Source organism: Desulforamulus aeronauticus DSM 10349, assembly GCF_900142375.1.
Taxonomy (GTDB): domain Bacteria; phylum Bacillota; class Desulfotomaculia; order Desulfotomaculales; family Desulfotomaculaceae; genus Desulfotomaculum; species Desulfotomaculum aeronauticum.
The window spans coordinates 1-17,858 of the sequence record NZ_FRAR01000033.1; the positions used below are offsets into that span (position 1 = coordinate 1).

Sequence of the window (17,858 nt, forward strand, 5' to 3'; positions counted from 1 at the left end):
AGCGTATCCGGTATTAGCAGCCGTTTCCAGCTGTTATCCCAGTCTATCAGGCAGGTTATCCACGCGTTACTCACCCGTGCGCCACTAAGTTTAAGTTTCGCAAGCTTCCACTTAAACCCCGTTCGACTTGCATGTGTTAAGCACGCCGCCAGCGTTCGTCCTGAGCCAGGATCAAACTCTCCATAAAATATCTTGCAATATTTTAAGAGTTGATTAGCTCTTAGTTTACTTCTTTTTAGGAATTACTCGCTAGCGTTTTTTTATATAACGCTTGACGAGGATTCATTGTGGTCGTCTTAGTTTCAGCTCTCGCTGACTTTTGACTTGACCTTATGCATCCATCATCTTCTGTTTAGTTTTCAAAGACCATTTTTTCGAGGTTTTTAGTGTCCTCGATTTGAAATGTTATCACATTGTAAAAAATGTGTCAAGATTTATTTGCTTTTGTTTTACTTTCAAAAAACACAACATTCTATTGACTAAAGTACAAGCAAACCACCGCCGTAGCGACAAGTGTTATCTTATCACTATCGGCGGTCAATGTCAAAGAATTTTTTAATGAAATTATAATTAATCCCTAGGTCTCATCAACGGGAACAAGATTACATCTCTAATTGAAGATGAATTGGTCAGCAACATCACCAAACGATCAATACCGATCCCTAAGCCACCGGCTGGAGGCATACCGTATTCCAGAGCTTGAACATAATCTTCATCATACATTTGTGCCTCTTCATCACCGGCTTTGCGCTTTTCAACCTGAGCCATGAATCTGCCCTTTTGGTCAATAGGGTCATTTAATTCAGAGAAGGCATTCGCCATTTCTCTGCCATAAATAAATAATTCAAAGCGATAAGTAAGTTCCGGGTTTTCCTTCTGACGTTTTGCCAAGGGTGAAATGTCAACGGGATAGTCAATGATAAAGGTGGGTTGAATAAGCTTGTCCTCAACTTTTTCTTCAAATACAAGATTTAAGATATCCCCCCAGGAGGCACCCTTTTCAATTTCCAGTCCAAGTCCCTTGGCTGCCTCATAGGCTTCTTTGGCATCCCTAAGCTTTGTAAAGTCCAATCCAGAATACTCTTTCACAATTTCTAACATCGGAGCACGGCGCCAGGGCTTGGCCAGGCTTATTTCTACCCCTTCATACTCCACAGTGGTAGTTCCCAGCACTTCTTGAGCTACCTGAGCGATAAGATCTTCGGTGAGGTCCATCATGGTAACAAAGTCACCGTAGGCCTGATATAACTCGATCATAGTGAATTCGGGATTATGTCTGGTGGAAATACCTTCATTACGGAAATTGCGGTTGACCTCATAAACTTTATCAAAACCACCCACTAAGAGTCTCTTTAAGTAAAGTTCCGGGGCAATACGCATGTAAAGCTTCATATCCAGTGTATTGTGGTGAGTAATGAAGGGACGTGCACTGGCTCCCCCGGCAATGGGGTGCATCATGGGAGTTTCCACTTCTAAGAAGCCCCTGTTATCTAGATAGTTGCGAATGGCTCTAACAATTTTACTTCTGGTAATAAAGGTTTGTCTAACTTCCGGGTTAACGATTAAATCCACATATCTTTGGCGGTAGCGTAAATCAACATCTTTTAGACCATGCCATTTTTCCGGCAGTGGTCGGAGAGATTTGGACATAACTTGATATTGATCCAGATGTATGGTTATTTCACCTTTGCGGGTCCTAAAGACTTTACCGGAGCATCCAATGATATCGCCAATGTCCAACTTTTCAAACCGGGCATATTCTTCCGCTCCCAGATCATCTAATCTGGCATAGATTTGAATGTTGCCCCAGGTATCCTGCAAATTAGCAAAACTAGCTTTGCCCATAACCCGTTTCGCCATAATTCGACCGGCGATCACTACATTCGTTCCATCCATAGTCTCGAAATTTTCTATAATTTCCGAGGTGTAGCAAGAGCGTTCAAACTTTTCCCCATAGGGTTCTACTCCCTGATCCAAAAGCTCTTGCAACTTCTCGCGACGGACTTTCATCAATTCATTAAGGTCCTCAACACTGGTTTGGCCGGCTTCCACTTCTGGGAAAGCCGGCTGCACAGGGTTTTTTTGATTTTGATCACTCATTATGCAAAAACCTCCAAACGTCTACTTAAGAATATCTAAAATTTCGTATTTTAGCACACCGGCAGGCACGTTTACTTCAACAACACTGCCTTTTTTCTGACCCAATACGGCCTTTCCTACCGGGGATTCATTGGAAATTTTATTTGCATCCGGGTCTGCTTCTACGGAGCCAACCAGGGAATATTCAAGCTCATCTCCAAATTCCAAGTCCTTTAAAATAATTTTTGAACCCAATGATACAATATCACTGTCTAGGTTTTCATCATCAATAATTTTGGCATTGCGCAGCATCTTTTCCAGGGTCAGTATTCTACCCTCAATAAAGGCCTGTTCATTTTTGGCGTCTTCGTATTCTGAGTTTTCGCTAATATCACCGAACTCAATAGCTTGCTTAATTCTCTCCGCCACCTGACGTCTTTTTACTGTCTTTAGTAATTCTAACTCATCCTCCAACTGTTTTAAACCAGTGACAGTAAGCATAACATCTTTTTCTTTCATGCAACTTCTCCTTATCTCTACATCTAAAATTTTCTTGTTCTAGTTTTTAATAACAAACCGTCTAACTACATTTAAAGCACTGCAAAGGTGGCTACCAAATGCAGTGCTTCCCTATTCAGGGTGATTGTTCCTGTACATTATAAAAACACCTTTCATCATTTGTCAAGCGGGGTTTTGGCATTACCTATTGTGTTCCTATGACACCTTGATTATCCGCTGCTTAATCAAATTTATTTGCTCTTCTGAGATGGGTTTTTCAAAGCTACGGAAGCCTGCCAGCTTAAAACCGTGTTTGTTACCCAACCGGAAAATTTCCTCTACTTGCTTTATTGTTAACTCTCGCCCCAAGGTGTAGCTTTCCAGGCGCCCTTCCAATGCTAAAATCATAGTCTCTGCCATACAGGCATAGGCGGTTTTGGGTGGAAAACCGAAATTAAAATGAAAGTTAACATCACCTGGTATTTCCACGACGCCACCTTCGATGACCAATACATCTTTGCGTTCCTCTATGACTCGCCGGGAAACATCCCGGGGTCTCGCCACGTCACAAACCACCGCCCCTGATTTTAAATCCTCCGGTTGGATAACGGTGTCCAGAGAACTGGTTACTGTCACCACTAAGTCAGATCTCTTGAGGGCCAACTTAGGATTGGCTGTCACCTCTGCGGCTAGCCCTGTCTCATAAAGAATACGGTCTGCCAGCAAGTGTAACTTAGCTTCGTTACGCCCCACCAAAGTAAGATTTTTCACATCTCTAGCCAGGAACAAAGCGCATACACTGCCTATGGCTCCGGTAGCTCCTACCACGGTAACTCGTATCTTTTTGAGGTCATGCCCCATGAGTTGGGCCGCTTTTTTGGCCCCTTCCAGTGCCATGGCCACTGTGTAGCTGTTACCTGTTGTCACTGGCACTTTTAAATGCTTTGCCACGGTTATCCCTGCATCGCCAACTACCTTCGTAAAAGCTCCCAACCCAATCACCTTGGCACCTAATTTTTCTGCCAGCCGTCCCGCTTGAATAATTTTATTAAGAACAAAAGAACTCGGGAGAGTCGCCATTTGCTTGGTTGTTAGCAGACAGGAGATAAAGTTTCCTTCGGTTTCTGCTATAGACGAACGAATTCCCGTGATCGGAGAAATTTTAATCGGGGGGAGCAATCTTAGGGTTTGTTCCAGTAAGGTGTCCGGCATATATTTTGTAAAGGGGAATTTCCTGGCCACATCACTGCAATCTAAAGGATGGATGATAAAGGCAAAAGGATTCATAATCGCTGCCCCCGTTCCCTATTATTGGCTATTTCTTTACCATCATATGCTTGCAGCTAGTTATTCATTATTGTTTTATGGGGAAAAATATAAGCCCTGCTGAAAAGCAGGACTTATATGTTAAAAACTATCGATTCGTAAGGCAGCCCAATTATTTTCCAAACGGTCCTAAGGCCGTTCTAGTGCAGCAGGCTATTTAATATATCCACAATTTCCTGCTGAGTTCTTGCTTGGTTGATAATCTCCCGGATGCGAGCAGCACCCCGGATTCCTTTCGTATACCAGGCAGCGTGCTTCCTCATCTCGAACACAGCGACATGCTCACCCTTGGATTCCACCATTAGCTCTAAGTGCCGAATAGCGGTATCAATTCTTTCTCGGGCTGTGGGAGGAGCTAACTCCTCTCGGCATTGTAAGAAGTGAACAATCTGGCGGAAAAGCCAGGGGTTGCCCATGGCTCCCCGACCTACCATGATGCCATCACAGCCAGTAGACTCCAGTAATCTTACCGCATCCTGGGGTGTCCAAACATCACCATTGCCAATCACCGGAACGGCAACGGCTGCTTTGACCTGCTCGATAATCTTCCAATCCGCCTTGCCACTATAAAACTGGTTACGAGTACGTCCGTGCACCGACACTGCCGAAGCTCCGGCTGCCTCTACAATGCGGGCAAATTCTACAGCATTGACCGAGTCCTCATCCCAACCCTTACGAAATTTAACCGTAACCGGTATCCCGGGGATGGCCTTTACCACCGACTCAACAATTTTGCCAGCCAGCTCCGGGTTCTTCATGAGGGCACTTCCCTCACCGTTTTTTACGATCTTAGGAGTCGGGCAACCCATATTAATATCTACCAGATGGGCTCCCCGCTCTACCACAATGGCTGCAGCCTTGCCCATGGCATCGGGATTAGAGCCAAATATCTGTACACTAAGAGGATATTTTTCCTCCCGAAAATCTAGCATCCGATACGTTCTCGGATTGGCATAGAGCAAAGCAAGGTCACTGACCATTTCTGTGACAGCTAGGCCACAGCCTTGCTCCCTGGCAATAATGCGAAAGGCCCTGTCCGTAACCCCCGCCATAGGAGCCGCTATCACCGGGTTATCAAGCTTAATCGGACCTATTTGCATGGATGTTGGCCCCCCGCTGACGTTTGTCCCTGGTTCCGTTCGTAAATGATCTGTAAACCGGTGAGCGTAAGGGACGGTACAATTTTATCAATCACACTTGTTTCCCGGGCAATCGTCTCCGCCAGTCCACCGGTAGCAATCACCTGCGCATTAGCTCCCATTTCCTGTTTGATTTTCTTAACCAGCATTTCTACCTGGCCGGCAAAACCATAGATAATGCCTGATTGCATAGCATTAATCGTGTTTTTCCCAATCACTGACGGGGGTTTTATCAGCTCTACCCGTGGCAGCTTGGCCGCCCGGGCAAACAATGCCTCGGTAGAAATGCCTATGCCAGGGGCAATGGCACCGCCCAGATATTCGCCCTTGGCTGTAACACAACAAAAAGTGGTGGCCGTGCCAAAGTCCACAATAATCAGAGGACCACCATAGAGGTAATAAGCGGCCACCGCATTGACAATACGGTCGGCTCCCACTTCTCTGGGATTATCCGTCTTAATGGAAATCCCAGTTTTAATTCCAGGACCCACGATTAAGGGATTTAACTTGAAATATCTTTTTACCATAGATTCCAGCAATGCATTAACTGGTGGCACTACAGAAGACATCATCACTCCCTCAATGGCCTGCATGTTTATATTCGAAAGGCTAAACAGTTCTTTCAAGACAACACCATATTCATCCGGCGTACGGTTACGATCTGTGGATAACCGCCAATTAGCCAATAACTTTTTATCTTCAAAAACACCAAAAACAATATTGGTATTGCCTATATCGATTGCCAGTATCAAATAGTTCCCTGCCTTCCTGAAAATTCATTAACTCAACAGCAATTCTACCAAAAAAATACTCTCAAGCACAAGATTTGTGTCAACAATCCTATTGTACCCATTTGAATTATCCCTCAATTAAGACTTTTATCAAACACCCTTAGGCCCCCCTCCTGTGTAGGTAACCCTAAAGATGTTTGACAAAATGCTCTCGGTGCGCTATGCATAATGTAGGCGCGTAAGCACTCATTGAATTTCAACCCGGAATGGGTTGCCAACCTTAACTCTATTATAGTATACTATTTAAGTATACTTTATTGCTAGTAAGATTCAGAAAGGGGTTAGCAACATGACGACTACACCTAAGGGTGCTATTTTACAGCGTGACAATACCTATGCCATTATTCCTAAGACTGGAGTTGCCGGACTTTTAAACGGTGAAATTTTACGTAAGCTGGCTGATGTGGTGGATAAATATCAGATCCCTATTGTAAAAATAACTGCTTCCCAACGCCTTGCCCTGGTAGGCCTAAAAGAAGAAGATGTGGACAAGGTTTGGCAAGAGCTAAATATGGAGCCTGCCCCAGCCACCGGTATGTGTGTAAGGAGTGTCCAAGCCTGTCCCGGTAATAGCCTATGCAAATACGGTAAACAAGACTCCTTGGGACTAGCCACCAGTTTAGATGAAAATTTTAGTGGTATTGCCCTACCTAATAAATTCAAAATGGGTATCTCCGGCTGCCCTCTCAACTGCTGTGAAGCCTGGACCCGGGACTTCGGCGCCTTTGGCAAGCCCAATGGATTTACAGTTTTACTTGGTGGTAATGCCGGTGCTGTACCTCATATTGGTAAAATATTGGCTGAAGATTTGAGTCATGATGAAGTGGTTACACTGGCTGGTCGCTTGATTAACTATTATAAAGAAAACGCCAAGAATGGCGAAAGAATGTTCAAGTTTGTGGAGCGTCTGGGCATCGAAGAAATTAAGCAAGCGATTGTTTAGATACTATAACCAAGGGGGTGGCGCAAATTTTTTTGCACCACCCCCTTTTGGTCTACATTCCTTTCGTTGTTTGAGGTAGCCGTTGGTGTATGGCCCGGGCCAGGCTGGCAACTATTATAACCTTAAACAAATCCCACAAAGCGAAAGGCAAAAAGAAGGTTTTAATAACCCCGGCCACCGATATTGCCTTGCCTACATAAACATTTAAAATGACATAGAGGTAAGGTAAGCCAACGCCATAGATCACAGCCATACCTGCCAGAGAGGCCAACAGGTAACAGGTGATTTTATGAGGCATCTTACCCTGCAAAATTTTACCTGTTACATAGGCCGCTGGTAATTGAGCCAGGAGGAAACCAAAGGATGGTTTCAAGATGTACGACAAGCCGCCAAAGGGTTCTGTAGCAAAAACCGGTAAACCTACCAGTCCTAACAAAATATAAACCACCATACTCAAAAAACCCACCTTGGGGCCAAGCAAAGCTCCGGCCAATAGGGCCATCAAAGGTTGCAAACTGAAGGGTACCACTGCACTGACAAAGGGAATTCGGGTAATTACTACAACCACCACAGTCATAGCTGCCATTAGGCCAGCTAACGTAATATCTCTAGTTGTTACTTTCAATTTGACTCCTCTCTTTCGTTAACCATAGTATGGTGCCAGGTTGACAAATAGGCTATAAAACATGGGTCGGCAACCAACCACTGAAAAATCCTGTCCGTTGCTAACCCATCCTTATTGGGGCATCAAGGTCATAGTCTATTAGGTCACAACCTAAAGGTTACAGGCAGCTAAATAAGCTAAGTTTTTCTAAGTCGAAGAGATACTTCACCAGAGTAAAAGGTTTTTCTGCCACCTTCGGGTAGCCTGAGAATTAGAGCGCCGCTATCATCAATGTCTTCCAAAATACCCTCCCAAGTTCTCTGAAGACCACTCACTAACACTGGCTCACCAAACCAGAGGGCAGTTTGCCTCCACATATCCTTCAAGGGAGCAAACCCCTGTTGCTGCCATTGAAGATAAAGGGCATCCAGTTCCTCTAATACTGCCTTAAGCACTTGGACCCGGCTCACCTGATGGCCTCGTTGAATGGATAAGGAGGTTGCCGTGGAAATAGCGGCTGCAAAATCCGCCTGGGACTGATTGATATTGATGCCGATTCCCAACACCAAATATTTTACCCGGTCCGCCTCTGCAGTCATCTCGGCTAATATGCCGCAGACCTTACAGTCGTTGATATAAACATCATTGGGCCATTTTACTTGGGCTTGTATTCCCAGTGTATTGTGCAGTGCTCTCACCACCGCCACAGCCGCCAGCATGGTACATTGTGCTACTTCCATGGGGTTAACGGTGGGATACAGAATCACCGAAAAGCAAAGACCGGCCTTTGGCGGACACTGCCATGCCCGGCCCAGTCGCCCCTTACCCTGGGTTTGTTCCTCGGTAATAATAACCGTTCCTTCAGGAACTCTTTGTCGAGCCAGTTCTTTAGCCTTCTCGTTGGTAGACCCTAGGACCTTATGGTAGCTGCTGTTACGGCCAATACAACTGACACGAAGATCGGTCAGCCAAACAGCAGGGTCTAAAACATCCGGTGTACTTACTAACCGATATCCAGTCCTGGATCTGGCTTCAATTTCATAGCCATCCTTGCGTAGGATCTCTATAATTTTCCAGACAGCCGTCCGAGACACTTGGAGTTGTTGACATATGTACTCACCAGAAACATACTCTTGTTCCGCTTTTAGTAAATCTAAAATTTTTTGTTTGGCTAGCAAGGTCACTTTATCACCCTTTAGCATTTTAAGGTATTATTACCTCTTTTGTCAACCTTAAACACATTGTTGGTTAACAATGTGCAAACAAAAAGCGCCCTGCTCTAGGCGCTGATCTTTTACAGGTCGCTTGGTTATGGTTGAGTGGAGCGAGGTTTTATCTCACCAATATCCAAGCTGATATCTAACGATTTAATGGTGTGAGTAAGGGAGCCCACAGAAATAAGGTTGACCCCTGTCTTGGCAACATTTACAATAGTATCCTCAAGAATACCACCCGAGGCTTCCACCAGTGCCCGGCCATCCACCATTTTCACTGCTTCCTTCATCGTAGCTGGGTCCATATTGTCTAGCATAATGACATCCGCCCTGGCTTCCAGTGCTTCCGTTACCCCTGCTAAACTTTCCACTTCCACTTCAATTTTTATGGTATGTGCTACATTATGCCTAGCTGCTAATATGGCCTGGGTAATGCCACCGGCCACTTTAATATGATTATCTTTGATGAGAACCGCATCGTAAAGGCCATAGCGGTGATTAAAACCACCTCCCACCCGTACAGCGTATTTCTCCAGCATCCTTAAACCAGGTGTGGTTTTTCTGGTGTCCACCAAACGAACGGCGTAAAGCTTGATCTTTTCCACCAATGCCGCTGTGCGGGTAGCAATGCCACTCATCCGCTGCAGAAAATTAAGGGCCAAACGTTCACCGGTCAGAATGGCTCTGGCATCACCCTCCACCTCAGCAATCACAGCACCTAGCTGTAAACTATCGCCATCCTTAACCTTGGCCGTAAATTTTATCCCCGGGGAGAGGAAACGGAATACTGCTTCTGCCACCGGAATACCGGCTACAACACCTGGCTCCTTAGCGAAAATAATTCCACGGGTCACAGAATCCGGGGACACAATACTATTGGTGGTAATATCTCCCGTGCCGATATCCTCCGTCAAAGAATGCTCAATGATCCGCCTAAGCTCTATCATGTTTAGTTCCATGAGACCCCTCCGTTTTTTACCGTTTCAGTAAAATGTGTTTTTGCCAACGTTCTGCTGTTTCCGGGTAATCCAACCGGAAATGTCCTCCTCTGCTTTCTGTACGCATCATGGATGCCTCTGTAATCAGACCACCCACCTCCAGCATGTTGCGAACTTCCATCTGATAGGTATCCTTTACCTCGTAGGCGCTTAAATAAGACCATCGATCAAAGAAAGCCAGTGCCTCCGCTAACCGCTGGGCGGTGCGCAGGGGCCCTACTTTATCGCCCATAATATGCTGTAATTTTTTGCGTAATTCCCGGAAATTAATATCCGGGGTAGGCAACAGTCCAGGATTGGCAAAATCCGGTCGTCCCGTGTTACGGTCCTCTATCACTCGGGAAGCAGCTTGAACAATACGACCACCCCAAACCAATCCATCCAGCAGGGAATTGCTGGCTAGCCGATTGGCTCCGTGAACGGCCATACAACTGGCTTCACCACAGGAGAACAACCGCGCTATGCTGGTTTCTCCCCAAAGGTCAGTCTTTACACCACCCATCATATAGTGGGCTGCCGGTGCCACTGGAATGAGCTCCTTTGTAATATCTACACCATACTTAGCACAGGTTAGGGTGATGGTGGGGAAACGTTCTTTTATTTTTTCCGGATCTAAGTGAGTTAAATCTAAACTAACCGAATCCGATCCGGTTTTCGCCATTTCACTTAAAATTGCCCGGGAAACAATATCCCGAGGTGCCAGCTCAGCCATGCCATGATATTGGGGCATAAACCTTTCCCCACGAGAATTGCGAAGTATCGCCCCCTCTCCCCGCACAGCTTCAGAAATTAAAAAGCGGGGTGCCTCGGGAAGCACCAGAGAAGTGGGGTGGAATTGAATAAATTCCATATCCATCACTGCGGCACCGGCTCGGTAAGCCAAAGCAATGCCGTCGGCCGTGGCTACTTCGGGGTTGGTGGTATAGTTATAAAGTCTGCCAGAACCTCCGGTGGCTAAAACCACTACACGGCCCCGAAAAATACTACATTGGCCGGTTATTTGATCGAGGGCCAACACGCCATAGCAAATATTATTTTTCACCAACAAATCAACCACATATTGATTCTCTAAAATTTCCACATTGGCCAAAGCCGATACATTTTGGCTTAGTGCCCGCAGTATCTCAGCCCCAGTGGCATCACCCTGAGCGTGCAGAATACGATGCTGGCTGTGGCAACCCTCTCTGGTGAAACAAAGATCCTCACCGCTACGATCAAAGGAAGCACCCATCTCAATCAGTTCTTTAACTCTTTCGGGTCCTTCATTGACTAAAATCCGTACAGCATCTTCGTCACAAAGTCCAGCCCCGGCGATTAATGTGTCCTGCATATGTAATTCGGGGGAATCCTGCACACCCAAAGCTGCAGCGATGCCTCCCTGGGCTCGATCGGTGTTGCTCTCAACAACGGTACGTTTGGTTAACAAGGTTACTTGTGCCCCAGCCTTGGCCGCAGCCCAGGCTGTAAAAAGTCCGGCAATTCCCCCGCCGATGATTAAATACTCAGCTTCATATTGGGGTAATTCCCTGGAATCAAAGTTCACCAGGTAGCGGTTTTGCAAAGAAACCAGACTCCCTTCTCTCACACTACTTTACTGCCAGCATTTTTTCCAAGCTGACCAAAGCTTTTTGACGGATATCCGGAGACACCGTAATCTGCGGCTGCATGGTTTCTAATGCTTGTTTTACCTTCTCCAGGGTGGTGGCTTTCATATTGGGACAAACCAACCTGCGGGTAGCCAGATAAAAATCTTTGTCGGGACACTGTTTGTATAACTGATGCATAATACCGGCTTCCGTACCCACAATAAATTCCTTAGCATCACTTTCTTTGGCATATTTAATCAGCCCGGTGGTACTGGAAACGTAATCTGCCAGAGCCACTACCTCCGGACGACATTCGGGGTGGATTAGAACCAAAGCATTCGGATGCTCCTCTTTAGCCTTTCGTACCTCTTCGGGAGTAACCCAGTCATGGGTATTGCACCAACCTTCCCAAAGGGTCATAGCCCGACCGGTTTTGTTAGCTACATAAGAACCTAAATTTTTATCGGGAATAAAGATAATCGGCTTGTCCTCAGGAATGGATTGAACAATTTTTACCGCATTGGCTGAGGTACAGCAGATATCACATTCTGCCTTTACTTCTGCTGAGGTGTTGACATAGGCAACCACCACTGCATTCGGTATTTCCCGTTTCTTAGCTCGCAGTTCCTCCGCGGTGACCATATCAGCCATCGGACAACCAGCATTTTCTTCCGGCAGCAAAACAATCTTGTCCGGGGATAAGATGGCTGCACTCTCAGCCATAAAATGAACGCCGCAAAACACAATAACCTCCGCGTCGGTGGCAGCAGCCCTGCGGGATAATTCTAGGGAGTCCCCAATAATATCGGCTACCTCCTGTACCTCCGGCCGTTGATAAACATGGGCTAAAATAAGGGCATTACGTTCGGTCTTCAGCCTTTTAACTTCGTCTGTAAGCTGGCTGATTTTTTCCTCTACGGTCATAGAATCCACTCCTTGTCAGAAACAAGTTAGAAAAACTTGGCTTGGCCTGCCTGTGACTTATACCCCATAGTTATGCCCTATAGGGTACGTCAATCCTTGACGGGCAGCGGCCTTAGTTTCTTCGTCAATAAAATTTTATACTGACTGAAAGTGCTAGAAAAACTTGGCTTCCGCCAAGTCTTTAAGACGTCCTTTAGGGCATAACCTAAATGGCACCAGGCAGGTGGAAACAAGTTTGCCCTTAGGCAGAGCAGAAAGCATCAAACCTTCTGCTCTGCCAGACATTATTGGAATAGTTTCACTCTTGTAGCAATTCTATCCACCCTAATAAAAATTGTCAATATACAGGGCTAACCGCAAACCCCATGGCACTCCTTATTCATCACCTGGACGATTTTATTTTGTTCGTCCACCATAACAACCTTAGGTTTAAAGTTCCTAGCTTCCCGCTCTTCCAACATGGTGTAAGCAATAATAATGACGGAATCCCCAGGCTGTGCCTGGCGTGCCGCTGCCCCGTTCAGGCAGATTACACCGGAACCGGGTTCCCCTTCGATGACATAGGTTTCTAGGCGGGCACCATTATTATTGTTGACCACCTGCACCTTTTCATTGGGTAAAATACCCGCAGCATCCATTAGTGCTTTATCGATGGTAATACTGCCCATATAATTTAAATTAGCCTCGGTGACGGTGGCTCTGTGTATCTTTGATTTAAACATAAATAACAACACGTCATTATGCCTCCAAAACGGTATTATCAATCAGACGGCTTTTACCAAATCGCACCGCCAGGGCTAAAAGTGCTTGCCCTTGAAGCTTATCCAGGGGGAGCAAATCAGGAATTGACCGAATTTCCACATAATCAATGTTGGCTAGTGATTCCCCGTTAATTTCTCGGACAACGGCCTCGCGTAACCTGGGAATGTCCAAGACCCCTTGGGCTACTAACTCCCTGGCCAATTTCAGGCTACGGGATAACACCAAGGCTGCTTTTCTTCCTTCCGGTGTAAGATAGACATTGCGGGAACTCATGGCCAATCCATCGTCTTCCCGGACAATGGGAACTTCCGCAATTTGCACCGTCATGTTTAGATCGGCCACCATTCTTTTGATCACCAGCAGTTGTTGAAAATCCTTCTGACCAAAGAAGGCCATATCCGGCTGTACAATATGAAAGAGCTTGCTTACCACCGTGGCAACACCGCGGAAATGCCCGGGTCGGGAGGCTCCACATAAGAATTCGCTGACTCCGGTTACCTCCACATAACTACTGAAACCAGTTGGATACATCTCTGCCACATCCGGCGTAAAAATGACATCAACCCCGGCATCGGCCACTAAGCCGGCATCCTTCTTTAAATCCCGGGGATAGGCTTGGTAATCTTCATTGGGGCCAAACTGAGTAGGATTTACAAAAATACTCACCACAACCACATCACACCGGCCTTTGGCCTCATGCATCAGGCTCAGGTGTCCTCGATGCAAATAGCCCATGGTGGGCACCAGTCCTACCGTTTTTCCTTCAGAACGGACAGCATTCACATAGCTTCGAATATCTTCAATGGTTTTACAGAGTCTCATGGCACTCCCCTAATACAGTTTTTTTAATTCCTCTTCAGCCATGTTAAAGGTATGCTCCGGACCTGGGAAGGACCTCGCCTTAACCTCTTCCCGGTAATCCTGGCAGGCCTGTACAATCTGCTCCTTTAAGTTGGCATACTTTTTGACAAACTTGGGTGTAAAGTCAGCATACATCCCCAGTAAATCCTGGATAACCAGAACTTGTCCGTCGCAGTCGGCACCTGCACCAATACCAATGGTTGGTATCGAGATGCTCTCCGTGATTAGCTTGGCCAACTGTTGGGGTATGCATTCTAAGACAATGGCAAACGCCCCCGCTTCTTCTAAGCTCTTGGCATCTTCCAGTAGCTTCCGGGCGGCGTCTCCTCCCTTACCTTGTACTTTATAGCCTCCCAGTTGGTGTACTGATTGAGGTGTTAGACCCAAGTGCCCCATCACCGGGATACCAGCGTTGGTAATCGCCCTTACCGTCTCAGCCACCTCGCTGCCACCTTCCAGCTTGACAGCCTGGGCTAATCCCTCCTGCATTATTCTGCCGGCATTACGAACACTTTCCTCACGGGAAATGTGGTAAGAAAGGAAGGGCATATCGCCAACCACCATTGCCCTTTTCGTTCCACGGGTCACCGCCCGTAGGTGGTGAATGATATCATCCATGGTTACCGGAACGGTGGATTCATACCCCAGCACCACATTACCGAGGGAGTCCCCCACCAGGATAGCGTCTATATCGGAAGCGTCGACCAGTGTAGCCATTGGATAATCGTAAGCTGTTAACATGGCTATGGGCTGTCCTTCCTGTTTCATGCGCCGAAAATCGGCAGTAGTTACCCGCTTGTTCATAATTACCTTCCTCCAAAAATAATTTACTCAGGGATGCCCCTTCATTCGTAGTAATACTGCCATTTTCCATGGCTACACCAACTGTATACAACCCCAAAGATCGATAAGCCTCACTGACCCGCCAGTCCATCTTCTGGAGGGCTTTCAGATGACCCTTCAGGGTAGTACCATCTCCCCGGGCCACGGGCCCTGTTAGGGCCGCTGCGGGACCGGATTTGGCAATATTGTTTAATGTGCCCTGGATTAGCGGAAACAACGCATCCATAGCCTGTGCCTCGTCTAAGCCAAGCTTTTGATAGATAGTTGAACTTAAGTGAACCAAAGAAACTAAATAATTAGAGGCCACCACCGCTGCAGCGTGGTAGAGGGATTTGTCTTCAGCCTTAATGACAAAGTAGCGCCCCTGTAAAGCATCTACTACCCCAATGACCTTCGGCAAAGCCCACTCGTCCCCTTCCAAGGCAAAACAGGAACCCGGCAAATTCTCCTTGGCACTTTCCACACTGGCAAAGGACTGCAGGGGATGCATAGAAACAGCTGAGGCTCCCTGCTGACGTACCGGGGCCATAATATCACTGGCCAAGGCACCACTGGTATGAATGATAATTTGCCCTTGTCGACAAACACCCTTGCGTGCCAACGAACCGGCAACCGCTTCAATCTCTCTGTCCGTGGTCGTAATAAATACCAAATCAGCTAATTCTGCCGCCTCAGCCACATCTTTGCAAGCCGTGGTTTCTAACGTCTCTGCCAACCGACGAGCCGAAACAAAGGAGCGACTGGCCACTCCCACCGGCTGGTAACCCTGCTCTTTTAGCAAAATTCCCAGAGCACACCCTACTTTCCCTGCCCCTATAATTGCAAAGGAAGATTTATGGTTCATCGATCCTTCCCCGTTCTTCTAAAAATTAGTTAAGAGCTTAAAAAAGCACAAAAAACCTCCGAGTACTCGAAAGGTTTCTTCATCACAACACCCCCCCGTCTCGGTCCAACTGGTTCCAAGCGGAATTTACCTATTTTGTTGTTTAAGCCAACCTACCTAGGTGCAGTTCCCGTTGGGATACTACCCGTATCAAATAATACCATTGTTTGACCCACCTCACAACCATTATATCGATAGTTTTATTTTTCATAAGTCTCTGGCAAGACAGAAAATAATGCCAAATGATATAATGGGGTAAATTTAATGTAAAGGAAGGTTCGCATGCCCAAGCTAACGATACGACACCGGCTGGCTGTACCCGGCATTCTTGTGTTAATTACTCTCTATCTGGCCATTCATCATTACCCTACTTTACCCGAGCAAATCCCCACCCATTTTAATGCCAGCGGAGCACCGGATAGTTGGGGAAAAACATCCTTTAGCAGCATCTTTAGCTTACCCCTTTTACAAATTGCCTTGTATGCCCTGCTTTCGGGTTTAATTTATCTTTTTACCACCCGGCGGGATATCCGCCCCATGATTAATCTGCCTAATCGAGATAAGTTAACGGATGAGCAAGTAGAAGGCATTCGCATAGCCATTGTTAACGGTATGTCCTGGCTCAATTTAGTAACCTGCACCATGCTCTTTTATATTCAATTCGGCACTTTTCAGATTGTAAAAGGTGTTTGGTCCGGGCTAGGATCCTTTGTCTGGCTCTTTACCATACTAATTGTAGGCATTGCCGGTTGGATGCTTTATCAATTGTTTATTCTCCGCAAATAATATTGGGGTGATTTAATGTGGACTCTGCTTAGGGAAATCGCCAGCCATGCGGCACACTTAAATCATAAGGTTTACTTGGTGGGTGGTTCCTTGAGGGACCTCCTGAGGGGAATTATGCCAACGGATTTGGATTTAACCGTAGCCAGCGGGGCTTCGGTCCTGGCACAAAGGGTTGCCGAACAGCACAGGGCAACGGTTGTGTTGTTAGACGAGCAACGCGAAACCCTGAGAGTAGTTCTAAAGGACAACTTACACCTGGATTTCTGCCTTTTCAAGGGTACCACCCTAGAGGAGGATCTGTGGGCCCGAGACTTCACCATCAACGCTATGGCCTTGCCCCTGCAAGCAGACCAGCCGGAAGCATTGGTAGACCTAATTGATCCCACCGGTGGCCGCCAAGATCTCCACTACGGGCTGCTACGGGCAACAAACCACCGGGCCATGCTAGATGATCCCTTGCGGGTGTTGCGGGGGATTCGCCTAGCAGCCCAGTATCATTTAACGATCATACCGGAAACAGGTGTTTTGTTACGGCAGGGCACCCGTCGCCTAGCGAGCATAGCAGGTGAGCGTATTTGGCAAGAATTGTCTAAGCTGTTGGGTAATTCCGGTGCCTACCCCTGGGTAGAACTGATGGATCGGGACCTGCGGTTATGGCACCAACTACTTCCCGGGCGACTACGTATGGAAGAAACCCAGCAAAACTATTATCATACAGAAAATGTCTGGCACCACTGCCTACGCACCTACCGCTGCCTGGAGGTGATTCTTCAGGAGTTGCCCCTAGCTTTGGCAGAAGGGCAAGCGGTGCTCGCCGCCTTAGGGCAACCCCTGAGTGGTGGTAATAAAAACCGACTGCAGGTACTAAAACTAGCCTCTTTACTCCACGATGTTGGGAAACCGGACACAGCCGTCACCCAACCCAGCGGACGCATTTCTTTTCATGGGCATTCGCTGGCGGGCTTGCCCTATGCCCACGCCCTGGCGGATATCCTGAAGCTTTCTAATCCAGAACGGGATTACCTTTTGCACCTGGTGCGTTATCATATGCAACCGCTGCACCATTACACAGCCCGGGATCATTCTGACCTGGCAACCTATCGCTTATTCCGAACTCTCGGATATGCGTCTTTGGATCTCTTGCTTTTATCCCTGGCAGATCTAACAGCTACCCTGACGGCCGGGGAACGGCTAAGCGAGCTAACTCCCTACCGAAGCTTTATTCACAATCTTATCAGACAATATCTTGCACGCTACCGTAACTGGCAGCCCACCAAATACCTTTCCGGTGCAGACCTCATCAAAATGGGTATTCTTGCAGGGCCGCTGGTGGGAGAAGTGCTGGAAAAATTAGCCGAAGCCCAAATCACGGGTACCGTTAAGGACCTGCAAACTGCCCAAGAATGGGTAAAGGAGCACGTAACAACGTAACAACCCATGACCCCCAGATAACTTCCTCTTTAACATCCATGCCTGCAGGGACATATCATCATCTAACAACCACCCATTATCAGGGTGGTTGTTTATGTATGAAACAAAAAATTTCTTAATTACTTTTACAGACTTGACATATATTCCCGTTAACATTAATAATAAATATTAGATAAGAATTATTCTTACT

General features: G+C 46.7%; 17 protein-coding genes and 1 rRNA gene. 3 read left to right on the forward strand and 15 right to left on the reverse strand.

Features of this window, described 5'->3' with window-relative positions:
• The 6 genes from BUA78_RS17940 to BUA78_RS17965 form a co-directional block, all read right to left on the reverse strand.
• Nucleotides 1-187: ribosomal RNA gene (locus BUA78_RS17940) — 16S ribosomal RNA — on the reverse strand; the annotation flags it as partial.
• Nucleotides 188-570: 383 nt separating this feature from the next.
• Complete coding sequence (gene lysS / locus BUA78_RS17945) at nt 571-2,100, reverse strand: lysine--tRNA ligase (protein WP_072917308.1); 1,530 nt, start codon at nt 2,098-2,100, stop codon at nt 571-573.
• A gap of 21 nt (nt 2,101-2,121) precedes the next feature.
• Nucleotides 2,122-2,598 carry a transcription elongation factor GreA gene (gene greA / locus BUA78_RS17950; protein WP_072917311.1) on the reverse strand — a complete coding sequence of 159 codons (477 nt, stop codon included), beginning with the start codon at nt 2,596-2,598 and terminating at the stop codon, nt 2,122-2,124.
• A gap of 195 nt (nt 2,599-2,793) precedes the next feature.
• Nucleotides 2,794-3,864, reverse strand: coding sequence for a shikimate dehydrogenase (locus BUA78_RS17955; RefSeq protein WP_072917314.1), 1,071 nt, complete (start codon nt 3,862-3,864; stop codon nt 2,794-2,796).
• Between the two features lie 179 nt (nt 3,865-4,043).
• A complete protein-coding gene (gene dusB / locus BUA78_RS17960) occupies nt 4,044-5,003 on the reverse strand; it encodes a tRNA dihydrouridine synthase DusB (protein WP_072917316.1) in 960 nt (319 codons plus the stop codon).
• Nucleotides 4,994-5,794 (reverse strand): type III pantothenate kinase, encoded by an 801-nt coding sequence (locus BUA78_RS17965; protein ID WP_072917319.1) that lies wholly within the window; start codon nt 5,792-5,794, stop codon nt 4,994-4,996. The genes dusB and BUA78_RS17965 overlap by 10 nt, the downstream gene beginning before the upstream one ends.
• Before the next feature lie 328 nt (nt 5,795-6,122).
• Between BUA78_RS17965 and BUA78_RS17970 the strand changes: the two genes are divergently transcribed.
• The gene (locus tag BUA78_RS17970) at nt 6,123-6,776 is read left to right on the forward strand and encodes a nitrite/sulfite reductase domain-containing protein (RefSeq protein ID WP_072917321.1); all 654 of its coding nucleotides are present in this window, start codon (nt 6,123-6,125) and stop codon (nt 6,774-6,776) included.
• A gap of 52 nt (nt 6,777-6,828) precedes the next feature.
• Here BUA78_RS17970 and BUA78_RS17975 read toward each other — a convergent pair whose 3' ends face one another.
• The 9 genes from BUA78_RS17975 to BUA78_RS18015 all read right to left on the reverse strand — a co-directional run bounded on the left by BUA78_RS17975 (nt 6,829) and on the right by BUA78_RS18015 (nt 15,412).
• Nucleotides 6,829-7,401: a biotin transporter BioY gene (locus tag BUA78_RS17975; RefSeq protein WP_072917323.1), complete on the reverse strand. Its 573-nt coding sequence runs from the start codon at nt 7,399-7,401 to the stop codon at nt 6,829-6,831.
• A gap of 176 nt (nt 7,402-7,577) precedes the next feature.
• Nucleotides 7,578-8,564 carry a biotin--[acetyl-CoA-carboxylase] ligase gene (locus BUA78_RS17980; RefSeq protein WP_238456867.1) on the reverse strand — a complete coding sequence of 329 codons (987 nt, stop codon included), beginning with the start codon at nt 8,562-8,564 and terminating at the stop codon, nt 7,578-7,580.
• 125 nt (nt 8,565-8,689) lie between these two features.
• Nucleotides 8,690-9,553 (reverse strand): carboxylating nicotinate-nucleotide diphosphorylase, encoded by an 864-nt coding sequence (gene nadC / locus BUA78_RS17985; RefSeq protein WP_072917326.1) that lies wholly within the window; start codon nt 9,551-9,553, stop codon nt 8,690-8,692.
• 16 nt (nt 9,554-9,569) lie between these two features.
• Complete coding sequence (nadB, locus tag BUA78_RS17990; RefSeq protein WP_072917328.1) at nt 9,570-11,153, reverse strand: L-aspartate oxidase; 1,584 nt, start codon at nt 11,151-11,153, stop codon at nt 9,570-9,572.
• Nucleotides 11,154-11,178: 25 nt separating this feature from the next.
• The gene (gene nadA / locus BUA78_RS17995) at nt 11,179-12,102 is read right to left on the reverse strand and encodes a quinolinate synthase NadA (RefSeq protein WP_072917329.1); all 924 of its coding nucleotides are present in this window, start codon (nt 12,100-12,102) and stop codon (nt 11,179-11,181) included.
• A gap of 350 nt (nt 12,103-12,452) precedes the next feature.
• The gene (gene panD / locus BUA78_RS18000; protein WP_072917331.1) at nt 12,453-12,836 is read right to left on the reverse strand and encodes an aspartate 1-decarboxylase; all 384 of its coding nucleotides are present in this window, start codon (nt 12,834-12,836) and stop codon (nt 12,453-12,455) included.
• A 4-nt stretch (nt 12,837-12,840) separates the two neighbouring features.
• A complete protein-coding gene (panC, locus tag BUA78_RS18005) occupies nt 12,841-13,686 on the reverse strand; it encodes a pantoate--beta-alanine ligase (protein ID WP_072917332.1) in 846 nt (281 codons plus the stop codon).
• Nucleotides 13,687-13,695: 9 nt separating this feature from the next.
• Nucleotides 13,696-14,493: a 3-methyl-2-oxobutanoate hydroxymethyltransferase gene (gene panB / locus BUA78_RS18010; protein WP_238456868.1), complete on the reverse strand. Its 798-nt coding sequence runs from the start codon at nt 14,491-14,493 to the stop codon at nt 13,696-13,698.
• Nucleotides 14,381-15,412: a Rossmann-like and DUF2520 domain-containing protein gene (locus BUA78_RS18015; protein WP_072917335.1), complete on the reverse strand. Its 1,032-nt coding sequence runs from the start codon at nt 15,410-15,412 to the stop codon at nt 14,381-14,383. Before BUA78_RS18015 ends, panB begins: the two co-directional genes overlap by 113 nt.
• Before the next feature lie 321 nt (nt 15,413-15,733).
• Between BUA78_RS18015 and BUA78_RS18020 the strand changes: the two genes are divergently transcribed.
• On the forward strand, nt 15,734-16,237 hold the full coding sequence (locus tag BUA78_RS18020) for a DUF1648 domain-containing protein (protein ID WP_072917338.1): 504 nt from the start codon (nt 15,734-15,736) through the stop codon (nt 16,235-16,237).
• 15 nt (nt 16,238-16,252) lie between these two features.
• Nucleotides 16,253-17,668 (forward strand): CCA tRNA nucleotidyltransferase, encoded by a 1,416-nt coding sequence (locus BUA78_RS18025; RefSeq protein ID WP_072917340.1) that lies wholly within the window; start codon nt 16,253-16,255, stop codon nt 17,666-17,668.
• The last annotated feature ends 190 nt before the right edge of the window (nt 17,669-17,858 follow it).

Bases quoted from the DNA above. Each gene is read 5' to 3' on its own strand.
- lysS (WP_072917308.1), bottom strand. From the start codon at position 2,100: ATGAGTGATCAAAATCAAAAAAACCCTGTGCAGCCGGCTTTCCCAGAA.
- BUA78_RS18025 (WP_072917340.1), top strand. From the start codon at position 16,253: ATGTGGACTCTGCTTAGGGAAATCGCCAGCCATGCGGCACACTTAAAT.
- greA (WP_072917311.1), bottom strand. From the start codon at position 2,598: ATGAAAGAAAAAGATGTTATGCTTACTGTCACTGGTTTAAAACAGTTG.
- dusB (WP_072917316.1), bottom strand. From the start codon at position 5,003: ATGCAAATAGGTCCGATTAAGCTTGATAACCCGGTGATAGCGGCTCCT.
- BUA78_RS18015 (WP_072917335.1), bottom strand. From the start codon at position 15,412: ATGAACCATAAATCTTCCTTTGCAATTATAGGGGCAGGGAAAGTAGGG.
- BUA78_RS17955 (WP_072917314.1), bottom strand. From the start codon at position 3,864: ATGAATCCTTTTGCCTTTATCATCCATCCTTTAGATTGCAGTGATGTG.
- BUA78_RS18020 (WP_072917338.1), top strand. From the start codon at position 15,734: ATGCCCAAGCTAACGATACGACACCGGCTGGCTGTACCCGGCATTCTT.
- panB (WP_238456868.1), bottom strand. From the start codon at position 14,493: ATGAAACAGGAAGGACAGCCCATAGCCATGTTAACAGCTTACGATTAT.
- nadC (WP_072917326.1), bottom strand. From the start codon at position 9,553: ATGGAACTAAACATGATAGAGCTTAGGCGGATCATTGAGCATTCTTTG.
- panC (WP_072917332.1), bottom strand. From the start codon at position 13,686: ATGAGACTCTGTAAAACCATTGAAGATATTCGAAGCTATGTGAATGCT.
- nadA (WP_072917329.1), bottom strand. From the start codon at position 12,102: ATGACCGTAGAGGAAAAAATCAGCCAGCTTACAGACGAAGTTAAAAGG.
- BUA78_RS17970 (WP_072917321.1), top strand. From the start codon at position 6,123: ATGACGACTACACCTAAGGGTGCTATTTTACAGCGTGACAATACCTAT.